This is a genomic window from Pseudomonas sp. NPDC086251, from assembly GCF_044746405.1.
GTDB lineage: Bacteria > Pseudomonadota > Gammaproteobacteria > Pseudomonadales > Pseudomonadaceae > Aquipseudomonas.
On record NZ_JBIVBY010000001.1, the window covers coordinates 791,002 to 809,472 of the forward strand.

At 58.9% G+C, this 18,471-nt stretch carries 16 protein-coding genes and 1 pseudogene; 13 read left to right on the top strand and 4 right to left on the bottom strand.

Annotated elements, in window-relative coordinates; translation table 11 throughout:
* Window positions 1-33: 33 nt before the first annotated feature.
* The 11 genes from ACIPL2_RS03455 to ACIPL2_RS03505 all read left to right on the top strand — a co-directional run bounded on the left by ACIPL2_RS03455 (window position 34) and on the right by ACIPL2_RS03505 (window position 13,219).
* On the top strand, window positions 34-1,338 hold the full coding sequence (locus ACIPL2_RS03455; RefSeq protein ID WP_401352980.1) for a glycosyltransferase: 1,305 nt from the start codon (window positions 34-36) through the stop codon (window positions 1,336-1,338).
* 179 nt (window positions 1,339-1,517) lie between these two features.
* Window positions 1,518-2,390, top strand: a complete 873-nt coding sequence (locus ACIPL2_RS03460; protein ID WP_401352982.1) for a phospholipase — start codon at window positions 1,518-1,520, stop codon at window positions 2,388-2,390.
* 97 nt (window positions 2,391-2,487) lie between these two features.
* Window positions 2,488-3,390, top strand: coding sequence for a phospholipase (locus ACIPL2_RS03465; RefSeq protein ID WP_401352984.1), 903 nt, complete (start codon window positions 2,488-2,490; stop codon window positions 3,388-3,390).
* A gap of 63 nt (window positions 3,391-3,453) precedes the next feature.
* Window positions 3,454-4,359: an AraC family transcriptional regulator gene (locus ACIPL2_RS03470; protein WP_401352986.1), complete on the top strand. Its 906-nt coding sequence runs from the start codon at window positions 3,454-3,456 to the stop codon at window positions 4,357-4,359.
* Window positions 4,360-4,687: 328 nt separating this feature from the next.
* Window positions 4,688-5,998: an ABC transporter substrate-binding protein gene (locus ACIPL2_RS03475; RefSeq protein ID WP_401352987.1), complete on the top strand. Its 1,311-nt coding sequence runs from the start codon at window positions 4,688-4,690 to the stop codon at window positions 5,996-5,998.
* A 132-nt stretch (window positions 5,999-6,130) separates the two neighbouring features.
* Window positions 6,131-7,057, top strand: coding sequence for a carbohydrate ABC transporter permease (locus tag ACIPL2_RS03480; protein ID WP_401352989.1), 927 nt, complete (start codon window positions 6,131-6,133; stop codon window positions 7,055-7,057).
* Between the two features lie 10 nt (window positions 7,058-7,067).
* Window positions 7,068-7,898 carry a carbohydrate ABC transporter permease gene (locus ACIPL2_RS03485; RefSeq protein WP_007936731.1) on the top strand — a complete coding sequence of 277 codons (831 nt, stop codon included), beginning with the start codon at window positions 7,068-7,070 and terminating at the stop codon, window positions 7,896-7,898.
* Window positions 7,899-8,028: 130 nt separating this feature from the next.
* On the top strand, window positions 8,029-9,132 hold the full coding sequence (locus ACIPL2_RS03490; protein WP_401352991.1) for an ABC transporter ATP-binding protein: 1,104 nt from the start codon (window positions 8,029-8,031) through the stop codon (window positions 9,130-9,132).
* A gap of 15 nt (window positions 9,133-9,147) precedes the next feature.
* The gene (locus ACIPL2_RS03495; protein ID WP_401352993.1) at window positions 9,148-10,620 is read left to right on the top strand and encodes a mannitol dehydrogenase family protein; all 1,473 of its coding nucleotides are present in this window, start codon (window positions 9,148-9,150) and stop codon (window positions 10,618-10,620) included.
* A gap of 144 nt (window positions 10,621-10,764) precedes the next feature.
* A complete protein-coding gene (gene xylB, locus ACIPL2_RS03500) occupies window positions 10,765-12,261 on the top strand; it encodes a xylulokinase (protein WP_401352995.1) in 1,497 nt (498 codons plus the stop codon).
* Window positions 12,262-12,274: 13 nt separating this feature from the next.
* Entirely contained in the window at window positions 12,275-13,219 is a 945-nt protein-coding gene (locus ACIPL2_RS03505; protein WP_401352997.1) for a carbohydrate kinase, read from the top strand.
* A 125-nt stretch (window positions 13,220-13,344) separates the two neighbouring features.
* Here ACIPL2_RS03505 and ACIPL2_RS03510 read toward each other — a convergent pair whose 3' ends face one another.
* Window positions 13,345-14,646 carry an OprD family porin gene (locus ACIPL2_RS03510; protein ID WP_401352999.1) on the bottom strand — a complete coding sequence of 434 codons (1,302 nt, stop codon included), beginning with the start codon at window positions 14,644-14,646 and terminating at the stop codon, window positions 13,345-13,347.
* A gap of 347 nt (window positions 14,647-14,993) precedes the next feature.
* Between ACIPL2_RS03510 and ACIPL2_RS03515 the strand changes: the two genes are divergently transcribed.
* Window positions 14,994-15,266, top strand: coding sequence for a DUF2790 domain-containing protein (locus tag ACIPL2_RS03515; RefSeq protein ID WP_401353001.1), 273 nt, complete (start codon window positions 14,994-14,996; stop codon window positions 15,264-15,266).
* A gap of 64 nt (window positions 15,267-15,330) precedes the next feature.
* On the opposite strand, the gene ACIPL2_RS03520 is transcribed toward ACIPL2_RS03515, so the two are convergent.
* Both ACIPL2_RS03520 and ilvA read right to left on the bottom strand, forming a co-directional pair.
* Complete coding sequence (locus ACIPL2_RS03520) at window positions 15,331-15,600, bottom strand: DUF1652 domain-containing protein (RefSeq protein ID WP_401353003.1); 270 nt, start codon at window positions 15,598-15,600, stop codon at window positions 15,331-15,333.
* A 275-nt stretch (window positions 15,601-15,875) separates the two neighbouring features.
* Window positions 15,876-16,877, bottom strand: a pseudogene (ilvA, locus tag ACIPL2_RS03525) (threonine ammonia-lyase, biosynthetic); the annotation flags it as partial.
* Between the two features lie 242 nt (window positions 16,878-17,119).
* Between ilvA and ACIPL2_RS03530 the strand changes: the two are divergent.
* Entirely contained in the window at window positions 17,120-17,437 is a 318-nt protein-coding gene (locus ACIPL2_RS03530) for a DUF2834 domain-containing protein (RefSeq protein ID WP_401353004.1), read from the top strand.
* Window positions 17,438-17,547: 110 nt separating this feature from the next.
* Here the strand turns inward: ACIPL2_RS03530 and ACIPL2_RS03535 are convergent, their stop codons facing one another.
* Window positions 17,548-18,471, bottom strand: a complete 924-nt coding sequence (locus ACIPL2_RS03535) for a magnesium transporter CorA family protein (RefSeq protein WP_401353006.1) — start codon at window positions 18,469-18,471, stop codon at window positions 17,548-17,550.

The window sequence follows — 18,471 nt, forward strand, 5'->3', positions numbered from 1 at the left end:
CGCCGCCCCTGCCCGTTTCAAGGAAATTCCGTGATGATTCAGCCCCGCGCAACCAAAGTCCTGGTCATTGGTTACGTCTGGCCCGAGCCGCGCTCTTCAGCGGCCAGTGGGCATGTGATGCAAATTCTCGAGAGTTTCAGGCAACAGGGCTGGGACATTACGTTCAGCAGCCCGGCCGGGATCGGTGAACACAAGGCCGACCTGACGGAACTGGGCATCCGTGAAGTGCCGATCGAGCTGAACAACAGCAGTTTCGACACCTTCATCAGCGAACTGGCCCCGGACATCGTGTTGTTCGATCAATTCATGATGGAAGAACAGTTTGGCTGGCGCGTCGAAAAGCACTGCCCCGAAGCGCTGCGCGTGCTTGAGAGTTGTGACCTGCAAAGCCTGCGGCATGCTCGGCATCAGCGCCTCAAGGAGCGTTTGAAGGCCAGTGAAGACGCCAACGATTTCAGCGAATTTTTCGCGCCGACGTTGCGTGAAGAATTCGAGTTCATGGCCGACATGGATCTGGCCAAACGGGAGATCGCGGCGATGTATCGTTGCGACCTGACGCTGATGGTCTCCGAAGTGGAAATCGACATACTGGTCGAGCAATTCCAGGTGCCACGCAGCCTGTTGTTCTGGTGCCCGCTGATGGTTGATCTGCCGAGCGAGCCGTCCGTGGCGTTTGAAGACCGGGCGAATTTTCTGCACATCGGCAACTTCCGCCATGCGCCCAACTGGGATGCGGTGCTTTGGTTGAAGACGGCCATTTGGCCAATGATCCGCGAGCGATTGCCCGCTGCTCAGTTGCATATCTACGGTGCTTACACCCCGCCCAAGGCCACCGCTTTGCACAACCCCGCCCAGGGTTTTCATGTGATGAACTGGGCCGAAGACGCCTTGCAAGTGATGTCGGCGGCGCGCGTGTGCCTGGCACCACTGCGTTTCGGTGCGGGGGTCAAAGGCAAGATTGTCGATGCAATGCTCTGCGGCACGCCGAATGTCACCACGCCGATTGGCGCCGAAGCCATGTATGGCGACGAAGCCTGGCCCGGGGCGATTACCCGGACAGCCCGCGAGTTCGCCGATAACGCCGTTCGCCTGCATGACGACAAGGCTCAATGGCTGATCGCCCACTCTCAGGCGCATCCCCTGTTGGCCAGCCGTTACCAGCAATCCGTACACGGCCCGGCACTGATTGACAGGTTGATGGATTGCCAACAGCATCTTGTGCAACTAAGAATGGATAATTTCACCGGCAGTATGTTGCGCCACCATCACCATAAAAGTACTCAGTACATGGCGCAGTGGATTGAAGCCAAGAATCGCAATCCGATAGAAGCTCTCTAATCACCGCTTAGATCCAGACTCACTATACCGAACAGCAACTTTCACACCGACTTGATACTTACTGTATCAAGTCGGCATTTGGCATTTTAGTTCCTGGCAATTATAACTACCGCTCACTTTTCCACTTTAGCCCGGCGCTTACAAACAGTCGCGCCATTAATAAATGCAAGGATGCATTCATGAGCAATACAGCATTAGAACACTATGAGCCGAGTCAATGGATGGCCTCCACGCTGGACATGGATTCATTGGCCCTTGGCGATTTGATTTTACCCGGTGCCCATAATAGCGGCGTCGACCGCAAGGCAACTTACGCAGCGCCCGGCTTAGCGCACTGGACAGCGTGCCAGAACAACTCTTTTTACGAGCAGTTGCAAAACGGCGCCCGCGCGCTGGATGTCCGGGTCGAGTACGACGTGGATTCCAGAGGCGTAGGCACGTTCTGGTTTCAGCACAACGGCGTACGGTCATCCCGATCGATGGAAAACCTGATCATGCAGTTGATGCGTTTTCTCCAGGAGAACCCCGACGAGTTTGTACTGCTTGATTTTCACAAATTGGAACCCGCCAACACCGCCTTCGACTATCAAGAGTTCAATCGGTTTTTACTGGCACATCTTGGGCCGAGAATCATTCCTTCGAGCAACCGGCACCTGAGTCTCGGCCAGTTGAAACAGGCCAATGCGGTTCAGCGAGTATGGGTGGCGGCAGAGCGCCATTGGGCGTTGGACAGGGACTGGTTTGTGCCGAAAGTCGAGCATCAGTGGAGCGGCATCGGCGATACCAGTGTCGATGAACTGGAAGCGCACATCACCCGAGTGATGAAAAGCCCGCCGTCCGGATCGATGCCCTGGTCGCTCTCCGCCACCAGCTATAGCATCGCGTTGGGGCCCGTGGACATCAAGGAACACCTCGATCGCTGGTTCGATGTCGAGGCCGGCCACTGGGTTTACGGGTGCAGCGTGATCAATGCGGATTTTTTTGAAGAGTCCCGCCTGGTGTACAACTGCCGGGCCGCTAACATACGCAAGGCTCAACAACGCAGTAAATAAGTAACACCCTTGTTTTTGTCCGTCAGGTAATTTCAGGCTTCATGCACCCTGAAGCCACTTTTTCCATGGAAGGGTTTGCTCAGAAAAAGGAAGAACAATGACTGATAAAAAAACAGTAATGAGAGATAAACATAACTGGATGAGCAGAGTCCTGGACATCGACAAACTCAAACTCAGCGATATTGTCTGGCCCTGCGCTCATAACGCGGGCATGGATAAAAAGGCGCCCAAACAAGAAGCGCTGTTGGGGAACTGGATAAGTTGTCAGAACGATACATTCGCCTGGCAACTGGAGAATGGCGCACGGGCCTTCGATATACGCCTGGGCTATACCGAAGGCCCTGAGCCGGTGTTTTACTTTCACCATAATGGCTATCAGTCGGGTCGCGTCCTGGAAGACTTGATCGATGCGCTGCTGCCCTTCCTCGATCGAAACCCGGATGAATTCATCGTGCTGGACTTTCATCAATTGGGTGATGGCGACAAGCCGTTCAATCACAAAAAGCTCAGTGATTGGCTGGTGCGCCGCCTCGGCCAACGAATCATCCTGTCCCGCGACGAGCTGAGTACCGTGGCGGTGCTCAAGCGATCCAGCGCACTTCGCCGGATCGTCATGGCCGCCTCCTTCAATCCGCAACTGGACCGTGAATACTTCTGGCCGGCCATCTCACACCGGTGGCATGGGCAGACATTCACCTCCACCACCGAGCTGCAACGCCACATCGCGTCAACGCTTGAGCGGGTGCCGCGCGAAACGTTTTTATGGTCACTGTCGGCCACCTGCTATTCCTTGCTCGGCGGGCCTCAAGACATCAAGCACCGTATCAACGAGTGGTTCAACACCACGGGAACCTGGGTGACGCGCTGCAGCATCATCAGCACCGATTTTTTCGACGAATCCGAGATCGTCCGTTACTGCTGGAGCGCCAGCAGCATGAAAGCGGTCTACGGACACGCCCTGCATGAGCGGCCAGGTTCACCTCGATTTTTGCATCGGTAAGCTGGCATTGCTCGCCTTGATAGGGGCATGATCAAGGTGCGATAACAACAAAAGCGCCCCGACATGTCCCGAACCGCCAGAGTCACCGACCCTTCCTACGAATTGATGGACGACCACAATGGGTTGTCCATCATCTATCGCCAGCACGGCTTCCCCTGCCCGCTGGTGCGCTGGCATTTCCACAAGGAATACGAGTTGCACCTGATCGTCGCCAGCTCCGGCAAGGTGTTCATCGGCGACTACATCGGCAACTTCTACCCTGAAAGCCTGTTCCTCACCGGCCCCAACCTGCCGCACAACTGGATCAGCCAGGTGGCCGAAGACGAAGTGGTGCCCAAGCGCGACATGCTGGTCAATTTCACGGACGAGTTGTTCGACAGCGGCCACCTGGTGTTCGCCGAACTCAAGGCGCTGGCGCCCTTGCTGGAGCGTGCGCAGTACGGCATCGAGTTCCGCTGCAAGCGCACTATCCGCCAGGCGATGACGCTGATGCAGCGCATTGCCGATACCCGAGGCGTGACCCGGCTCGGGCACTTTTTCATTCTGCTGGAGTTGCTCGCGGCCTCTGACGATTATCAGTTGCTGTCGGGTGCGACGACGCCGCAACTGGCTGACGAGCACAATATCGACCGGACCAACCGGGCCGTGGATTACATCTTTGCGCATTACGCGCGGGACTTGTCGCTGGAAGAAGTGGCCGAGCATTTGGGCATGAAGCCGACCTACTTCAGCCGGGTGTTCAAGCAAGCCACCGGGCGCTGCTTCATCGAGTTCGTCAATCGCCTGCGTATCAGCAAATCCTGTGAGCTGCTGGCCGATGGTGATAAGCCGGTGACGGATGTGTGCTTCGAGTCGGGGTTCAACAATATCTCCAACTTCAATCGACGGTTTCAGCAGCTCAAGGGCATGACGCCGTCGCATTACCGGCGGTTGGCGGTGCAGCGGTTGACCGAGCAAAACCTCGGTTAAGACGTTTGGTCTTGAGTTGATCTTTAGATCGCCTTCGCGGGCAAGCCTCGCTCCTACAGACGCTGCGCAATCCCTGTAGGAGCGAGGCTTGCCCGCGAAGAGGCCCTCAAACCTATACAAAATGGATATCCATTCCCTCCTGTAAAGCCTGTCCCTGCACCTCCCACCTAAAACACCAGTGCAAAATAGTATCGATTGAAGTGCGATGGATGATTTGTCACGTCGTCAATTGAAGGCTGTAATCAGTGCACATTCTTCCTGTCATCGGAAGACACAAAAACAATAACTGTCCTTCTGTAACCCGCCGGGTGCAGAAAAGGAGTGCACGATGCAACCTTCTGTAAAAGCTCTGCTTGCCCTCACCTGCATGACCCTCAGCAGCGTCAGCCTCGGCGCCCAGACCCTGACCATCGCCACCGTCAACAACAGCGACATGATCCGCATGCAAAAGCTCTCGAAAACCTTCGAGGCCGAGCACCCGGACATCAAGCTCAATTGGGTGGTGCTGGAGGAAAACGTCCTGCGCCAGCGCCTGACCACCGACATCGCCACTCAGGGCGGCCAGTTCGATGTGCTGACCATCGGCATGTACGAAGCCGCACTCTGGGGTGCCAAGGGTTGGCTGGAGCCGATGAAGGATTTGCCCGCCAGCTACGCGCTCGACGACGTATTCCCGTCGGTGCGTGAAGGCCTGTCGGTCAAGGGATCGCTCTACGCCCTGCCGTTCTACGCCGAAAGCTCGATCACCTATTACCGCACCGACCTGTTCAAGGATGCCGGGCTGACCATGCCCGAGCGTCCGACCTGGACCCAGATCGGCGAGTTCGCCAGCAAACTCACCAACAAAGATAAAGAACAGTACGGCATCTGCCTGCGCGGCAAGGCCGGCTGGGGCGAGAACATGGCGCTGATCACTACCGTGGCCAATGCCTACGGTGCGCGCTGGTTCGATGAGAAGTGGCAGCCGGAATTCACCGGGCCGGAGTGGAAAAACGCCCTGAATTTCTACGTCGACACCATGAAGAAATCCGGCCCGCCGGGGGCGTCGAGCAACGGTTTCAACGAGAACCTGGCGCTGTTCAACAGCGGCAAATGCGCAATCTGGGTCGATGCCAGCGTTGCCGGTTCCTTTGTCACCGACAAGACCCAAAGCAAGGTCAGCGACCACGTCGGCTTCACTTACGCGCCGCATGAAACCACCGACAAAGGCTCGGCCTGGTTGTATTCCTGGGCGCTGGCGATCCCGACCAGTTCCAAGGCCAAGGACGCCGCGAAAACCTTCAGCGCCTGGGCCACTTCCAAGGAATACGGCGCGCTGGTCGCCGAAAAGGACGGCATCGCCAACGTCCCGCCAGGCACTCGGGCCTCGACCTACAGCGAGGCTTACATGAGCGCCGCGCCGTTCGCCAAAGTGACCCTCGAGTCGCTGAAAGCCGCCGACCCGAGCAAACCGAGCGTCAAGCCCGTGCCGTACATCGGCATCCAGCTGGTGACCATTCCTGAGTTCCAGGGCATCGGCACCCAGGTGGGCAAGTCGTTCTCGGCAGCGCTGATTGGTCAAAGCACGGTCGACCAGGCCCTGGCCGCCGCCCAGCAAACCACCGAACGTGAGATGAAGCGCGCCGGTTACCCCAAGTAACCCGCATCCCCCTGTAGGAGCGAGGCTTGCCCGCGAAAGCGGTGTGTCAGACAAGCAGCCTTCGCGGGCAAGCCTCGCTCCTACAGAGATGCGTTGATCTTCACCTGCCTGTTCTTATTCGGTTCTATCGCCATGAATATTTCAACTGCCAAAGCTCACATGGACATTCCCCAACCGGTGCGTAAAAGCCGGTTGAGTAACCCCGGCTGGTTTCTGGTCAGCCCTTCGGTGGCGTTGTTGCTGCTGTGGATGATCGTGCCGCTGGGCATGACCCTCTACTTCTCGGTGATTCGCTACAACCTGCTCAACCCCGGCGAGAACGAGTTCGTCGGGCTGGAGAATTTCACTTACTTCCTGACCGACTCGGGTTTCATGCCCGGCGCCACCAACACCTTGTTGCTGGTGGGCAGCGTGCTGCTGATCAGCGTGGTGCTCGGGGTGCTGATCAGTGCCTTGCTGGAGGCCAGTGAGTTCCTCGGTCGCGGCGTCGTCCGGGTCATGCTGATTTCGCCGTTTTTCATCATGCCCACGGTCGGCGCGCTGATCTGGAAGAACCTGATTTTCCATCCGGTGTCGGGGATTCTCGCCTACGTCTGGAAACTGTTCGGCGCGCAGCCGGTGGACTGGCTGGCGCATTACCCGCTGCTGTCGATCATCATCATTGTGTCGTGGCAATGGCTGCCGTTCGCGATCCTGATCCTGATGACCGCCATGCAGTCCCTCGACCAGGAACAGAAAGAAGCCGCACGCCTCGACGGCGCCGGCCCGGTCGCGATTTTCTGGCACCTGACGCTGCCACATCTGGCGCGGCCGATTGCAGTGGTGGTGATGATCGAAACCATCTTCCTGCTCTCGGTGTTCGCCGAAATCTTCACCACCACCAACGGCGGCCCGGGCTACGCCTCGACCAACCTCGCGTACCTGATCTACAACCAGGCGCTGGTGCAGTTCGACGTCGGCATGGCGTCCGCCGGCGGCTTGATCGCGGTGGTGATCGCCAACATCGCGGCCATCGTGCTGGTGCGCATGATCGGCAAAAACCTGACAGACAAAGCCTGAGGCCTGCGCCATGACTCTTCAACAATCCCGCCGTCTGCAAAGCCTGCTGCTGGGCACGCTGGCCTGGGCCATCGCGATCCTGATTTTCTTCCCGATCTTCTGGATGGTGCTGACCAGTTTCAAAACCGAAATCGACGCCTTCGCCACGCCGCCGCAGTTCATCTTCACGCCGACGCTGGAGAACTACCTGCACATCAACGAGCGCAGCGATTACTTCAGCTTCGCCTGGAACTCGGTGGTGATTTCGTTCAGCGCAACGGCGCTGTGCCTGCTGATCGCAGTGCCGGCGGCCTACTCGATGGCGTTCTACGAAACCCAGCGCACCAAAGGCACGCTGCTGTGGATGCTCTCGACCAAGATGCTGCCGCCGGTGGGCGTGCTGATGCCGATCTACCTGCTGGCCAAGAGCTTCGGCCTGCTCGATACGCGCATCGCGCTGATCGTGATCTACACGCTGATCAACCTGCCGATTGTGGTCTGGATGATTTACACCTACTTCAAGGACATCCCCAAGGACATCCTCGAAGCCGCCCGCCTGGACGGCGCCACGCTGTGGCAGGAAATGGTCCGCGTGCTGCTGCCGATCGCCAAGGGCGGCCTGGCGTCCACGGTACTGCTGTCGCTGATCCTGTGCTGGAACGAAGCGTTCTGGTCGCTGAACCTGACCTCGTCGAAAGCGGCGCCGCTGACCGCGTTGATCGCCTCGTACTCCAGTCCCGAAGGACTGTTCTGGGCCAAGTTGTCGGCGGTCTCGACCCTGGCCTGCGCGCCGATCCTGATCTTCGGCTGGATCAGCCAGAAACAACTGGTGCGCGGCCTGTCGTTTGGTGCCGTGAAATAAATGGGCCGTCCCCTGTAGGAGCCAGGCTTGCCGGCGAAGGCGTCCGTCAAATCGCCTTCGCCGGCAAGCCTGGCTCCTACAGAAAAGCCTCACCGCTCAAATGAATAACAACACGTGGAGGCCCATCATCATGGCCAACCTGAAAATCAAGAATCTGCAAAAAGGCTTCGAAGGCTTTTCCATCATCAAAGGCATCGACCTGGAAGTGAACGACAAGGAATTCGTGGTCTTCGTCGGCCCCTCGGGCTGCGGTAAGTCCACGCTGCTGCGCCTGATCGCCGGCCTGGAAGAAGTCAGTGGCGGCACCATCGAACTCGATGGCCGCGACATCACCGAAGTCAGCCCGGCCAAGCGTGACCTGGCGATGGTGTTCCAGACCTACGCCCTGTACCCGCACATGACTGTGAAAAAGAACATGTCGTTCGCTCTCGACCTGGCCGGCGTGCCGAAGGCGGAAGTCGAGAAAAAAGTCGGCGAAGCGGCGCGCATCCTTGAACTGGGTCCGATGCTTGAACGCAAACCAAAACAACTGTCGGGCGGCCAGCGTCAGCGCGTGGCCATCGGCCGGGCGATCGTGCGTAACCCGAAAATTTTCCTGTTCGACGAACCGCTGTCCAACCTCGACGCCGCCCTGCGGGTGCAGATGCGCCTGGAACTGCTGCGCCTGCACAAAGAACTGCAAGCGACGATGATCTACGTGACTCACGACCAGGTCGAAGCCATGACCATGGCCGACAAAGTCGTCGTGCTCAATGGTGGCAAGATCGAGCAAGTCGGCTCGCCGCTGGACCTGTATCACCAGCCGGCCAACCTGTTTGTCGCCGGCTTTCTCGGTACGCCGAAAATGGGCTTCCTCAAAGGCAAGGTCACCCGCATCGAAAGCCAAAGCTGCGAAGTGCTGCTGGACGCCGGCACCCGCATCACCCTGCCGTTGACGGGTGCCAATCTGAGCGTCGGCGGCGCGGTGACCCTTGGGATTCGCCCGGAACACCTGAACCTCGCGCAAACCGGCGACTGCACGCTGCAAGTCACCGCCGACGTCAGCGAACGCCTGGGCAGCGACACCTTCTGCCACGTCGTGACCGCTTCCGGTGAAGCGCTGACCATGCGCGTTCGCGGCGATCTGGCCAGCCGTTACGGCGAGGCCTTGAGCCTGCACCTGGACGCCGAACACTGCCATTTATTCGATGCCGACGGCGTGGCGCTGACCCGCCCGTTGCGCGCTGCAGCCTGATTTAGAGAGCCTGTGATGAAACTGAATAAACACAACCTCAACCGCCTCGCCCCCGAGGTGGTCCTGCCCGCCTACGCCCTCAGCGATACGCGCCAAGGCATCGCGCACATCGGCGTCGGCGGTTTCCATCGGGCGCATCAGGCGTATTACACCGACGCCTTGATGAACACCGGCGAAGGCCTGGACTGGGCGATTTGCGGCGTCGGCTTGCGCGCCGAAGACCGTCGGGCCCGAGACGACTTGAAGGAACAGGATTACCTATTCACCTTGTTTGAACTGGGCGACACCAACGACACCGAAGTCCGGGTCATCGGTGCCCTGCGCGACATGCTGCTGGCCGAAGACGGCCCGGCGGCGCTGATCGACAAACTAGCCAGCCCCGAGATCCGCATCGTCTCGCTGACCATCACCGAGGGCGGCTACTGCATCGACGACAGCAACGGCGAGTTCATGGCGCACTTGCCGCAAATCCAGCACGACCTGACGTACCCGGATTCACCCAAAACCGTGTTCGGTTTTCTCTGCGCCGCATTGGCCAAGCGCCGCGCCGCGGGCACACCAGCGTTTACCTTGATGTCCTGCGATAACCTGCCGCACAACGGCGCGGTCACCCGCAAAGCGCTGCTGGCTTTCGCTGCGCTACGCGACGCCGACCTGCGAGAGTGGATCGCCAGCAACGTCAGTTTTCCCAACGCGATGGTCGACCGCATCACGCCGATGACCAGCACCGAACACAAGCTGCAACTGCATGACAAACATGCGGTCGACGACGCCTGGCCAGTAGTCTGCGAACCGTTTGTGCAGTGGGTGCTGGAAGACAAGTTCGTCAACGGTCGTCCGGCCTGGGAAAAGGTCGGTGTGCAGTTCACCGACGACGTCACGCCTTACGAAGAAATGAAGATCAAACTGCTCAATGGCAGTCACCTGGCGCTGACTTACCTGGGGTTTTTGAAGGGCTATCGCTTCGTTCACGAAACCATGAACGACCCGCTGTTTGTACGGTACATGCGGGCGTACATGGACCTGGACGTGACCCCGCAATTGCCCGAGGTGCCGGGGATTGACTTGACCGAGTACAAGAACACCTTGGTGGCGCGGTTTTCCAATCAGGCGATTGCCGATCAACTGGAGCGGGTGTGTTCGGATGGGTCGTCGAAGTTTCCCAAGTTCACGGTGCCGACGATTAACCGCCTGATTGCCGATGATCGAGAGACCAAACGTGCAGCGCTGGTGGTGGCGGCGTGGGCGTTGTACTTGAAGGGCGTGGATGAGAATGGCGAGACCTACGCCATTCCGGATCCGCGGGCGGCGTTCTGTCAGGCGTTGGTGGCCGATGATGCGTTGATCACCCAGCGGTTGTTGGCGGTTGAGGAGATTTTTGGCGCGGCGATTCCACGTTCGCCGGAGTTTGTGGCGGCGTTTGAGTGGTGCTGCAATAGTTTGCGCGATGTTGGGGTGTCGCGGACCTTGGAGCGGGTGCTGGCTTAAGTGCGATAGCGAAACGGAGGCCGCCTTCGCGGGCAAGCCTCGCTCCTACAGTGTTTTGTCGTTCGCTCGCCACTAATCCTGTAGGAGCGAGGCTTGCCCGCGAATGGCTTCACCGAGATCGACCTGACTCACCAAGGATCTTCCATGGCAAACCAACACCTGTACCTCGGCATCGACTGCGGCACCCAAGGCACCAAAGCCATCGTCCTCGACGCCATCAGCGGTCAGGTGCTCGGCCAAGGCGCCGCTGCCCATACGCTGATCAGCGGAGCCAACGGCCGCCGCGAACAAGACACCCGCCAATGGCTGGAAGCTTTCCGCCTGGCCACTCACCGCGCTTTACTCGCGGCGAATGTCGACGGCCAGGACATCCTCGGCATCGGCGTCTCCGGTCAGCAACATGGCTTGGTGCTGCTCGACGACCAAGGCCAGGTCCTGCGCCCGGCCAAACTCTGGTGCGACACCGAATCCACCCCGGAGAACGAGCGTTTGCTGGCGCATCTGGGCGGCGAAAAAGGCTCGCTGGAACGCCTCGGCGTGGTCATCGCACCGGGCTACACCGTGTCCAAACTGCTCTGGACCCAAGAACAGCACCCGCCAGTGTTCGCCCGAATCGCGCGCATCCTGCTGCCCCACGACTACCTCAATTTTTGGCTCACCGGCCGCAGTTGCAGCGAATACGGCGATGCCTCGGGCACCGGCTATTTCAACGTGCGCACCCGCCAGTGGGATTTGCAACTGCTGCGCGACATCGACCCGTCCGGGCGTCTGCAAGCCGCGCTGCCGGAGCTGATCGACGCCCACGAGGCAGTCGGCACGATCCTGCCGGGCATCGCCGAGCATCTGGGCATCAACCCGCAAGCACTGGTCTCCAGCGGCGGCGGCGACAACATGATGGGCGCCATCGGCACCGGCAACATAAAACCCGGCGCGATCACCATGAGCCTCGGCTCCTCGGGAACGGTCTACGCCTATGCCGATCAACCCAACGTCAGCCCGGATGCCTCGGTCGCGACGTTCTGTTCTTCCAGCGGCGGCTGGCTGCCGTTGATTTGCACGATGAACCTGACCAACGCCACCGGGGTGATTCGCGAGTTGTTCGAGCTGGACATCGAACGTTTCAACGCTCTGGTCGAGCAAGCGCCGATCGGTGCCGAAGGCGTGTGCATGCTGCCGTTTCTCAACGGTGAGCGTGTCCCCGCCCTGCCCCATGCCACCGGCAGCCTGCTGGGCCTGACGATGACCAACCTGACCCAGGCCAATCTGTGCCGCGCCGTGGTGGAAGGCACGACCTTCGGTTTGCGTTATGGACTGGACCTGTTGCGTCGCAATGGCTTACAAAGCCGCAGCATTTGCCTGATTGGCGGCGGTTCGAAAAGTCCGGTGTGGCGGCAGATGGTCGCCGACATCATGAACACGCCAGTGATCTGCACCGAACACAGCGAAGCCGCTGCCCTCGGGGCGGCGATTCAGGCGGCGTGGTGCACGTCCTGGGCAAACGGAGGCGAGGCTAGCCTGGCGGATCTTTGCGAGCGTTGTGTGAAGCTCGATCTCGCCAGTGAAACCTTGCCGATCGCCGACAACGTGGCGGCCTGTCAGCAGGCTTATGAACGCTATCAACAGCATGTCGCAACCCTTTAAAGAGCGAACAACTATGTATCTGGTCTGTGGCGAAGCGCTGTTCGATTTCTTCAGTGAAGAAGACACCAGCGGCCTGGCTTCAAAAGTGAACTTCAAGGCAATTGCCGGCGGCTCGCCGTTCAACGTCGCGGTGGGATTGCGCCGATTGGGCGTGGACTCGGCCTTGTTGGCCGGAGTATCGACTGACTATTTGGGTCGACGCTTACAGCAAGTGCTGCAGGACGAAGGCGTGCGTCCGGACTACCTGGTGGATTTCGCCGCGCCCACCACCTTGGCGATGGTCGCGGTCGGTGCCAACGGTTCGCCGCACTACAGCTTCCGTGGTGAAGGTTGCGCTGACCGGCAGTTGAAACCGGAGCATTTGCCGGCGTTGGGACCTGAAGTACGCGGTTTGCACATCGGTTCGTATTCGCTGGTGGTGCAACCGATTGCCGATACGTTGCTGGCGTTGGTGCGCCGGGAAAGTGGTAAGCGTCTGATCAGTCTTGATCCGAACGTGCGGCTCAACCCTGAACCGAATATCGAGCTGTGGCGTTCGCGGATTGCAACATTGGTCGAGTTGGCCGACCTGATCAAAGTCAGTGACGAGGATTTGAGCCTGCTCTATCCCGAACAGGCCCCTGAGCGGGTGATTGACGGCTGGTTGCAACACCGCTGTCAGCTGGTGTTCCTGACCCGAGGTGGCGAGGGGGCGACGGTGTTCAGCCGGGCTCATGGTGCGTGGTCGGTGCCGGCCAGCTCGGTGAAAATTGCCGACACCGTCGGGGCTGGCGATACATTCCAGGCGGCCTTGATTACCTGGCTGACGGAGCAGCAGCTGGATTCGATTCAAGGGTTGCAGCAGCTGGGCCGTGAGCAGATCGATGCGATGCTGCGGTTTGCGGTGCAGGCGGCGGCACTGACGTGCAGCAAGACCGGGCCGGATTTGCCGTATCGGCAGCAGCTGGATCTTCGCTGAATTTGAGGGCCTCTTCGCGAGCAAGCCCGCTCCCACATTTGACCGAATTCTCATGTTGCATACGGTTAAATGTGGGAGCGGGCTTGCTCGCGAAAGCGGTCTATCTCAGACCGCAACCCCTGCGGTCACAACACCGAAAAGTTGTAACTCACAATCACCCGGGTCTCATCCACATCACGGGCAAATTTCTCGTAGTTGGTCCGGTACGTCGCATTGCGTAACCGCAGGCTCACGTTCTTGAACGGGCCGCTCTGCACCACGTACTTGAGCTCGCTGTCGCGCTCCCACTCTTTGCCTTCCTGGTCACTGCCCAGCACTTTGATGTGATCACCGTTCACATAACGGGTCAGGAAACTCAGGCCGGTGATGCCGATGGCCTTGAAGTCATAGTCATAACGCAATTGCCACGAGCGTTCCTGCGCGGCGGCGAAGTCGTTGACTTGTACGTAGTTGACCAAATACGGATTGGTCCCATCCAGATACGGCATCGAGTTGTCGCCGTTCATGCGCTGCCAACCGGCGCTGAACGTGTGGCCGCTGATGGCGTATCCGAGCATGCCGCTCAAGGCACGGTTGTCGATGGAACCTGCGCGGGCAGCACCGCTGTCGGCACTCTTGAGCAAACGCACATCGGCCTTGAGCACGCCGCCAACCAATGGCTGGTTAGCGAGCAAGCCAACGAAATGCTGGCGGTAAATGTCTTCCAGTTCGGCGTAGTGATACTGGCCGGTGAGGCGTTCGTTGATCTTGTAGTCGAAGCCATACATGTCGAAGTGGTCGGCGGTGGTGTTGCAGGCGTAACGCTTGTTCTTGCAATGCACACGAATATCCTGGGAATCGGTTGAGTCCCGGGCGGTGTACTTGTCCAGGCGCGCCGCCATGAAGGTCAGGTCCTTGAACTCTTTGGACGTGAGCATCGCGCCATTGAACATTGTTGGCAGCAAACGCCCATCGTTGTACTTGAGCAGCGGCACGTCCGGCAGCAGCGCGCCGTACTTCAGCACGCTTTGCGAGATTCGCACCTTGGCTGTCAGCCCGAGCTTGGCGTATTGATCCTCCGAGCCTCGCGGGTTTTCCCCGCTGGAGGGCAGCAAGCCGCTGTTGCTGCTGTCGGGGCTGGAATCGAGCTTGATCCCGAGCATGCCCAGTGCATCGACACCGAAGCCCACGGTGCCCTCGGTGTAACCCGATTGCAGATTAAGAATAAAGCCCTCGGCCGACTCTTCGCGTTTCGACGCGCCCTGCTCGGTGGTCGTGTGCCCGTCTCGAAAATCGCGGTTGAAATACACCGTGCGCGATTCGATGTTTGCCGTGGTGTCATCGATAAAACCGCTCGCGTTTGCCGGCCCGGCAAATCCGGCGCACAGGACTAAAGCGCCGTAGCCGAATGACTGGCGCGCGGTGATCTGGGTAAAGGGGGGACGCATGAAAAAAAGCTCCAACACTGCAGCGTTTGCGCCATGGCGCAATAAGCCAAAAAAAGCATTCGTCCCGGACAGGTATCTGGCCAGGAGATATGGACACTCGGGGTGAGCGGCAATGATGGCAGGATGCTTTCACGGGCCACAGACGACTTTAGTCGGAAAATGGCGGCCCATGGCCTTGCGACGCCCCCGCCGGGCGACAGGTGGCGTTCAGCCAGGTTAACCAACGCTTAATCCCGCGGTCCAACACTTTACTGGACCGCACGCCCTCAGACTCCTCTGACGCCCAGTGCGGCAGGTTCGACGTTTGTTACGTCGAGCTGACTTTCCGTCCGCACCGGAGAACGTTCATGAACATGCGCCTATTGTGGATCACCGCCGCCCTCACCTGCACCGGCCTTAGCGGTCTTGCCCAAGCCAACGACACCACATCCTCTCAAACCGCCGTCCCGTCGTACCATTACGGCATGCCACTGAACGTGGGCAAGGTCGTTTCGTTGACCGAACCCAACACCCTGGATTGCAAAGTGGTGAAGGCTGACATGAAGTACATCGACACCAACGGCAAACCCTCGGAAATCACCTACAGGAAGTTGTCCGACGCTTGCAGCATGCAGAACTGACCGAAACCTGGCGCTCGGCCTGGTTTTTTTCCAGGCCAAGCGACTGTCGATAGAGAGGCGTAAGTTACAGAGCTTTTCTATCCGGATGCAAAGTCTCTGCATTCGTCCTGTTCTGCATGTCCGAACGCAACTCGGCGATCAGGTCATTGATCTCGCGACTTCCATTGAGCCGTTTGGCATTGATGCCGGTGACCAATAGATCAAGTTGATCGGTTTTACCGTCCGCATACACTTTTACGGTCATCGACAGGTCCGGCGACAGCGTGCATTGACAGCGTTTGGGCAGAAAACTGCTTTCAACGATATTGCGAAGTTCCAAGGCAGAAAGAAACATGGCGACCCTCTCCTTCATATGAGACTGCCAATAAAGTATCAACGCCGACTCCTGAAATCCGCGGTCAGCTTAAGAGCAGCTACAGCATAAAACATGCCCGGAATTTCGCCGTGCAGCTCATCGGCAAATCAAGCGTTTAGCGTAACTAGTTGTAAATACCCTCATGCAATCTGCAAGAAAGCCCTCTGCCGCCCCTGCAATTTGCATTCTTGCCGTGATGAGTTTGCAATCGCCGCGCACGGCAGCCCAGCATCCCCTTACACCAGCGCGCCGCACAATGCCGCGCGCTCGGCCACATGACGCAAGCTGTCGAAATTGATATTGGCCCCCGAGTCGATGGCCACCAGGGTCTGACCCCGGGCGCCGGTTTGCGCCACGTACTTCTTGATTCCAGCCACGGCCAGTGCGCCGGAAGGCTCGGTGATCGAGCGCGTGTCATCGTAGATATTCTTGATCGCGGCGCACAGTTCGTCATTGCTGACCGTCAACACCTCATCGACGCAAAACCGGCAAACTTCGAAACCATGAGCGCCAATCTCGGCGACGGCCACACCATCGGCGAAGGTGCCTACGGACGGCAGGACGACTCGCTCACCGGCCTCTAACGCAGCGGACAAACACGCGGAATGTTCCGACTCGACGCCGACGATGCGGACCTCAGGTCGAAGGTATTTGACGTACGCGGCGATGCCGGCGATCAAGCCACCCCCGCCCACCGGGACGAAGATTGCGTCCAGCGGCCCTTGGTGCTGGCGCAGGATTTCCATTGCCACCGTGCCCTGCCCCGCGATCACATCCGGGTCGTCGAAAGGCGAGACAAAGGTGCGCCCGGTTTGCTGTGCCAGGTTCAAGGCATGTTGCAGGGCAAACGGAAAGCTCTCCCCGTGCAATACCGCATCGGCCCCGCGACTGCGCACACCGAGCACCTTCAATTCCGGCGTCGTGCGCGGCATGACGATAGTGGCGGCAATCCCCAGCTCGCGAGCGGCCAGCGCCACACCCTGGGCATGATTGCCCGCCGATGCAGTGATCACGCCGCGAGCCTTTTGCTCATCGCTCAATTGCACCAGCTTGTTAAAAGCGCCGCGAATCTTGAAGGAAAAGGTCGGTTGCAAGTCCTCACGCTTGAGCAGGATCCGATTGCCCAAGGCTTCGGACAGCGCCGGAGCGTCTTGCAGCGGCGTGCGTACCGCCAATTCATACACGGGCGCGGCAAGGATCTTTTTCACGTAATGCTCCAGCAAGGTTTGCTGGGCCTGGATGCTGCTCATGGTCATCTCCTGGTTAAGGTCGGCGCCCCGGAGACAGAAAATGAAAACCCGCCTCTAGGGCGGGTTGGGTGCTGCAGTCGTGAGCTAGCCCGCCAAATAAGGAATGGCGGTAATAATGCTTGGCTGGCAGCGCAATACGGTGGAAGTCATGCGTGAAAACTAGCCGGGCGCTAATGGCAAGTCAATGGCCAATTTTGTCCGGCCTCTGTAGGCTGGCGATTCAGCTCATCGTCCCAAGGAAGGACACCATGAAGTCTATCGCCCTGCCCCTCTTAGCCCTTATCGCCTTCGCCGGCTACACCGTTTCGGTGATGCTCCAGGCTGAACAGTCGTTGATCGACTTTGGCATCAGCCTGATGTCGCGGCCTGATACGGCGCAGGTGGTGATTGATCTTTACTTGCTGGCAATCCTGGCGGGTATCTGGATGTATCGCGATGCACGTAAGCGTGGGCAGTCGGGGTGGTCGGTTGTTCCTTATCTGTTGATTACCGCAATTTTTGTGTCGATCGGGCCGTTGTTGTATCTGGTGGTTCGTGGTTTGCAGGATAGGCAGCGGCGCGCTTGAGATTGCTTTCGCGAGCAAGCCCGCTCCCACAGTTGACCGCATTCTCCTGTTGGATACGGTCAACTGTGGGAGCCAGCCTGCTGGCGAAGGCGGCCTGACAGTCACCTCATTTACTTGGCCAAGCGCCTGAGCCCAAGCACCATCACCCCCGCCCCCAGCATCATCGCCGAGAGAAACAACGGATACGAAACCCACCACGGCGTGCCCGACGTCATCATGCTGAATTCGGACATCCCGCCAATGCTCGCAATCAGGTTCAGCGGCAGAAACACCACGTTGATCAACGTCAGCTTGCGCAACAGGTTGTTCATGCTGTTGTTCATCAGGTTGCCCCGGGCGTCGATCAGCCCGGAGAACACCGTGGAATAGATTTCCGCCTGTTTGTAGCACTGGTTGTTTTCGATGATCAGGTCGTCGATCAGGCCGATGGCTGCGGCGCTGAAGTGTTCCTTTTCCGCATGGTTGCGCAGCCGGGTCAGGACCGCGCCGTTGCTGTGAATGGCGTTGATGTAATAGATCAGGCTTTCGCTGAGGTTGAACATCTGGATCAGGTGCTGGTTTTGCATCGAGGCGTTGAATTTCTGCTGCAACTCCCGCGCAACCAACTTGATCACCTTCAGGTGGCCCAAGTAGTGATGGATGTTGTTGAACAGCAAGTGCAGCAATACATCCAGCGGCGTGTTCAGTGGCTGCCGAATGCCAAGCCCGTTGAGCGGCGAGTCGTCGGTGGCGATCACCAGCAGCCGGTGCTGACAAAACAGCAAGCCACAGGACGATACTTCGAAGGCCAGGCTGCCGGCGCCGGAGTAGTTTTCCGGGCGTTTCCAGATCAGGAACAGGTTGTCGGGATGGAACTCGATGCGCGACACCTCATCAGGGTCCAGGGCCGAGGCCAGTGCGTGTTCATCGAGTTTGAAATGGCTGTGCAGCAGGTCCCGTTCGGCTGCATCCGGGTTGCTGAACAGCATCACCTGCGCGTCCAGCCGTTCTACGGCGTGCAGCGCGCCGTTGCTGAGTTGGAAACTCTTGATCAT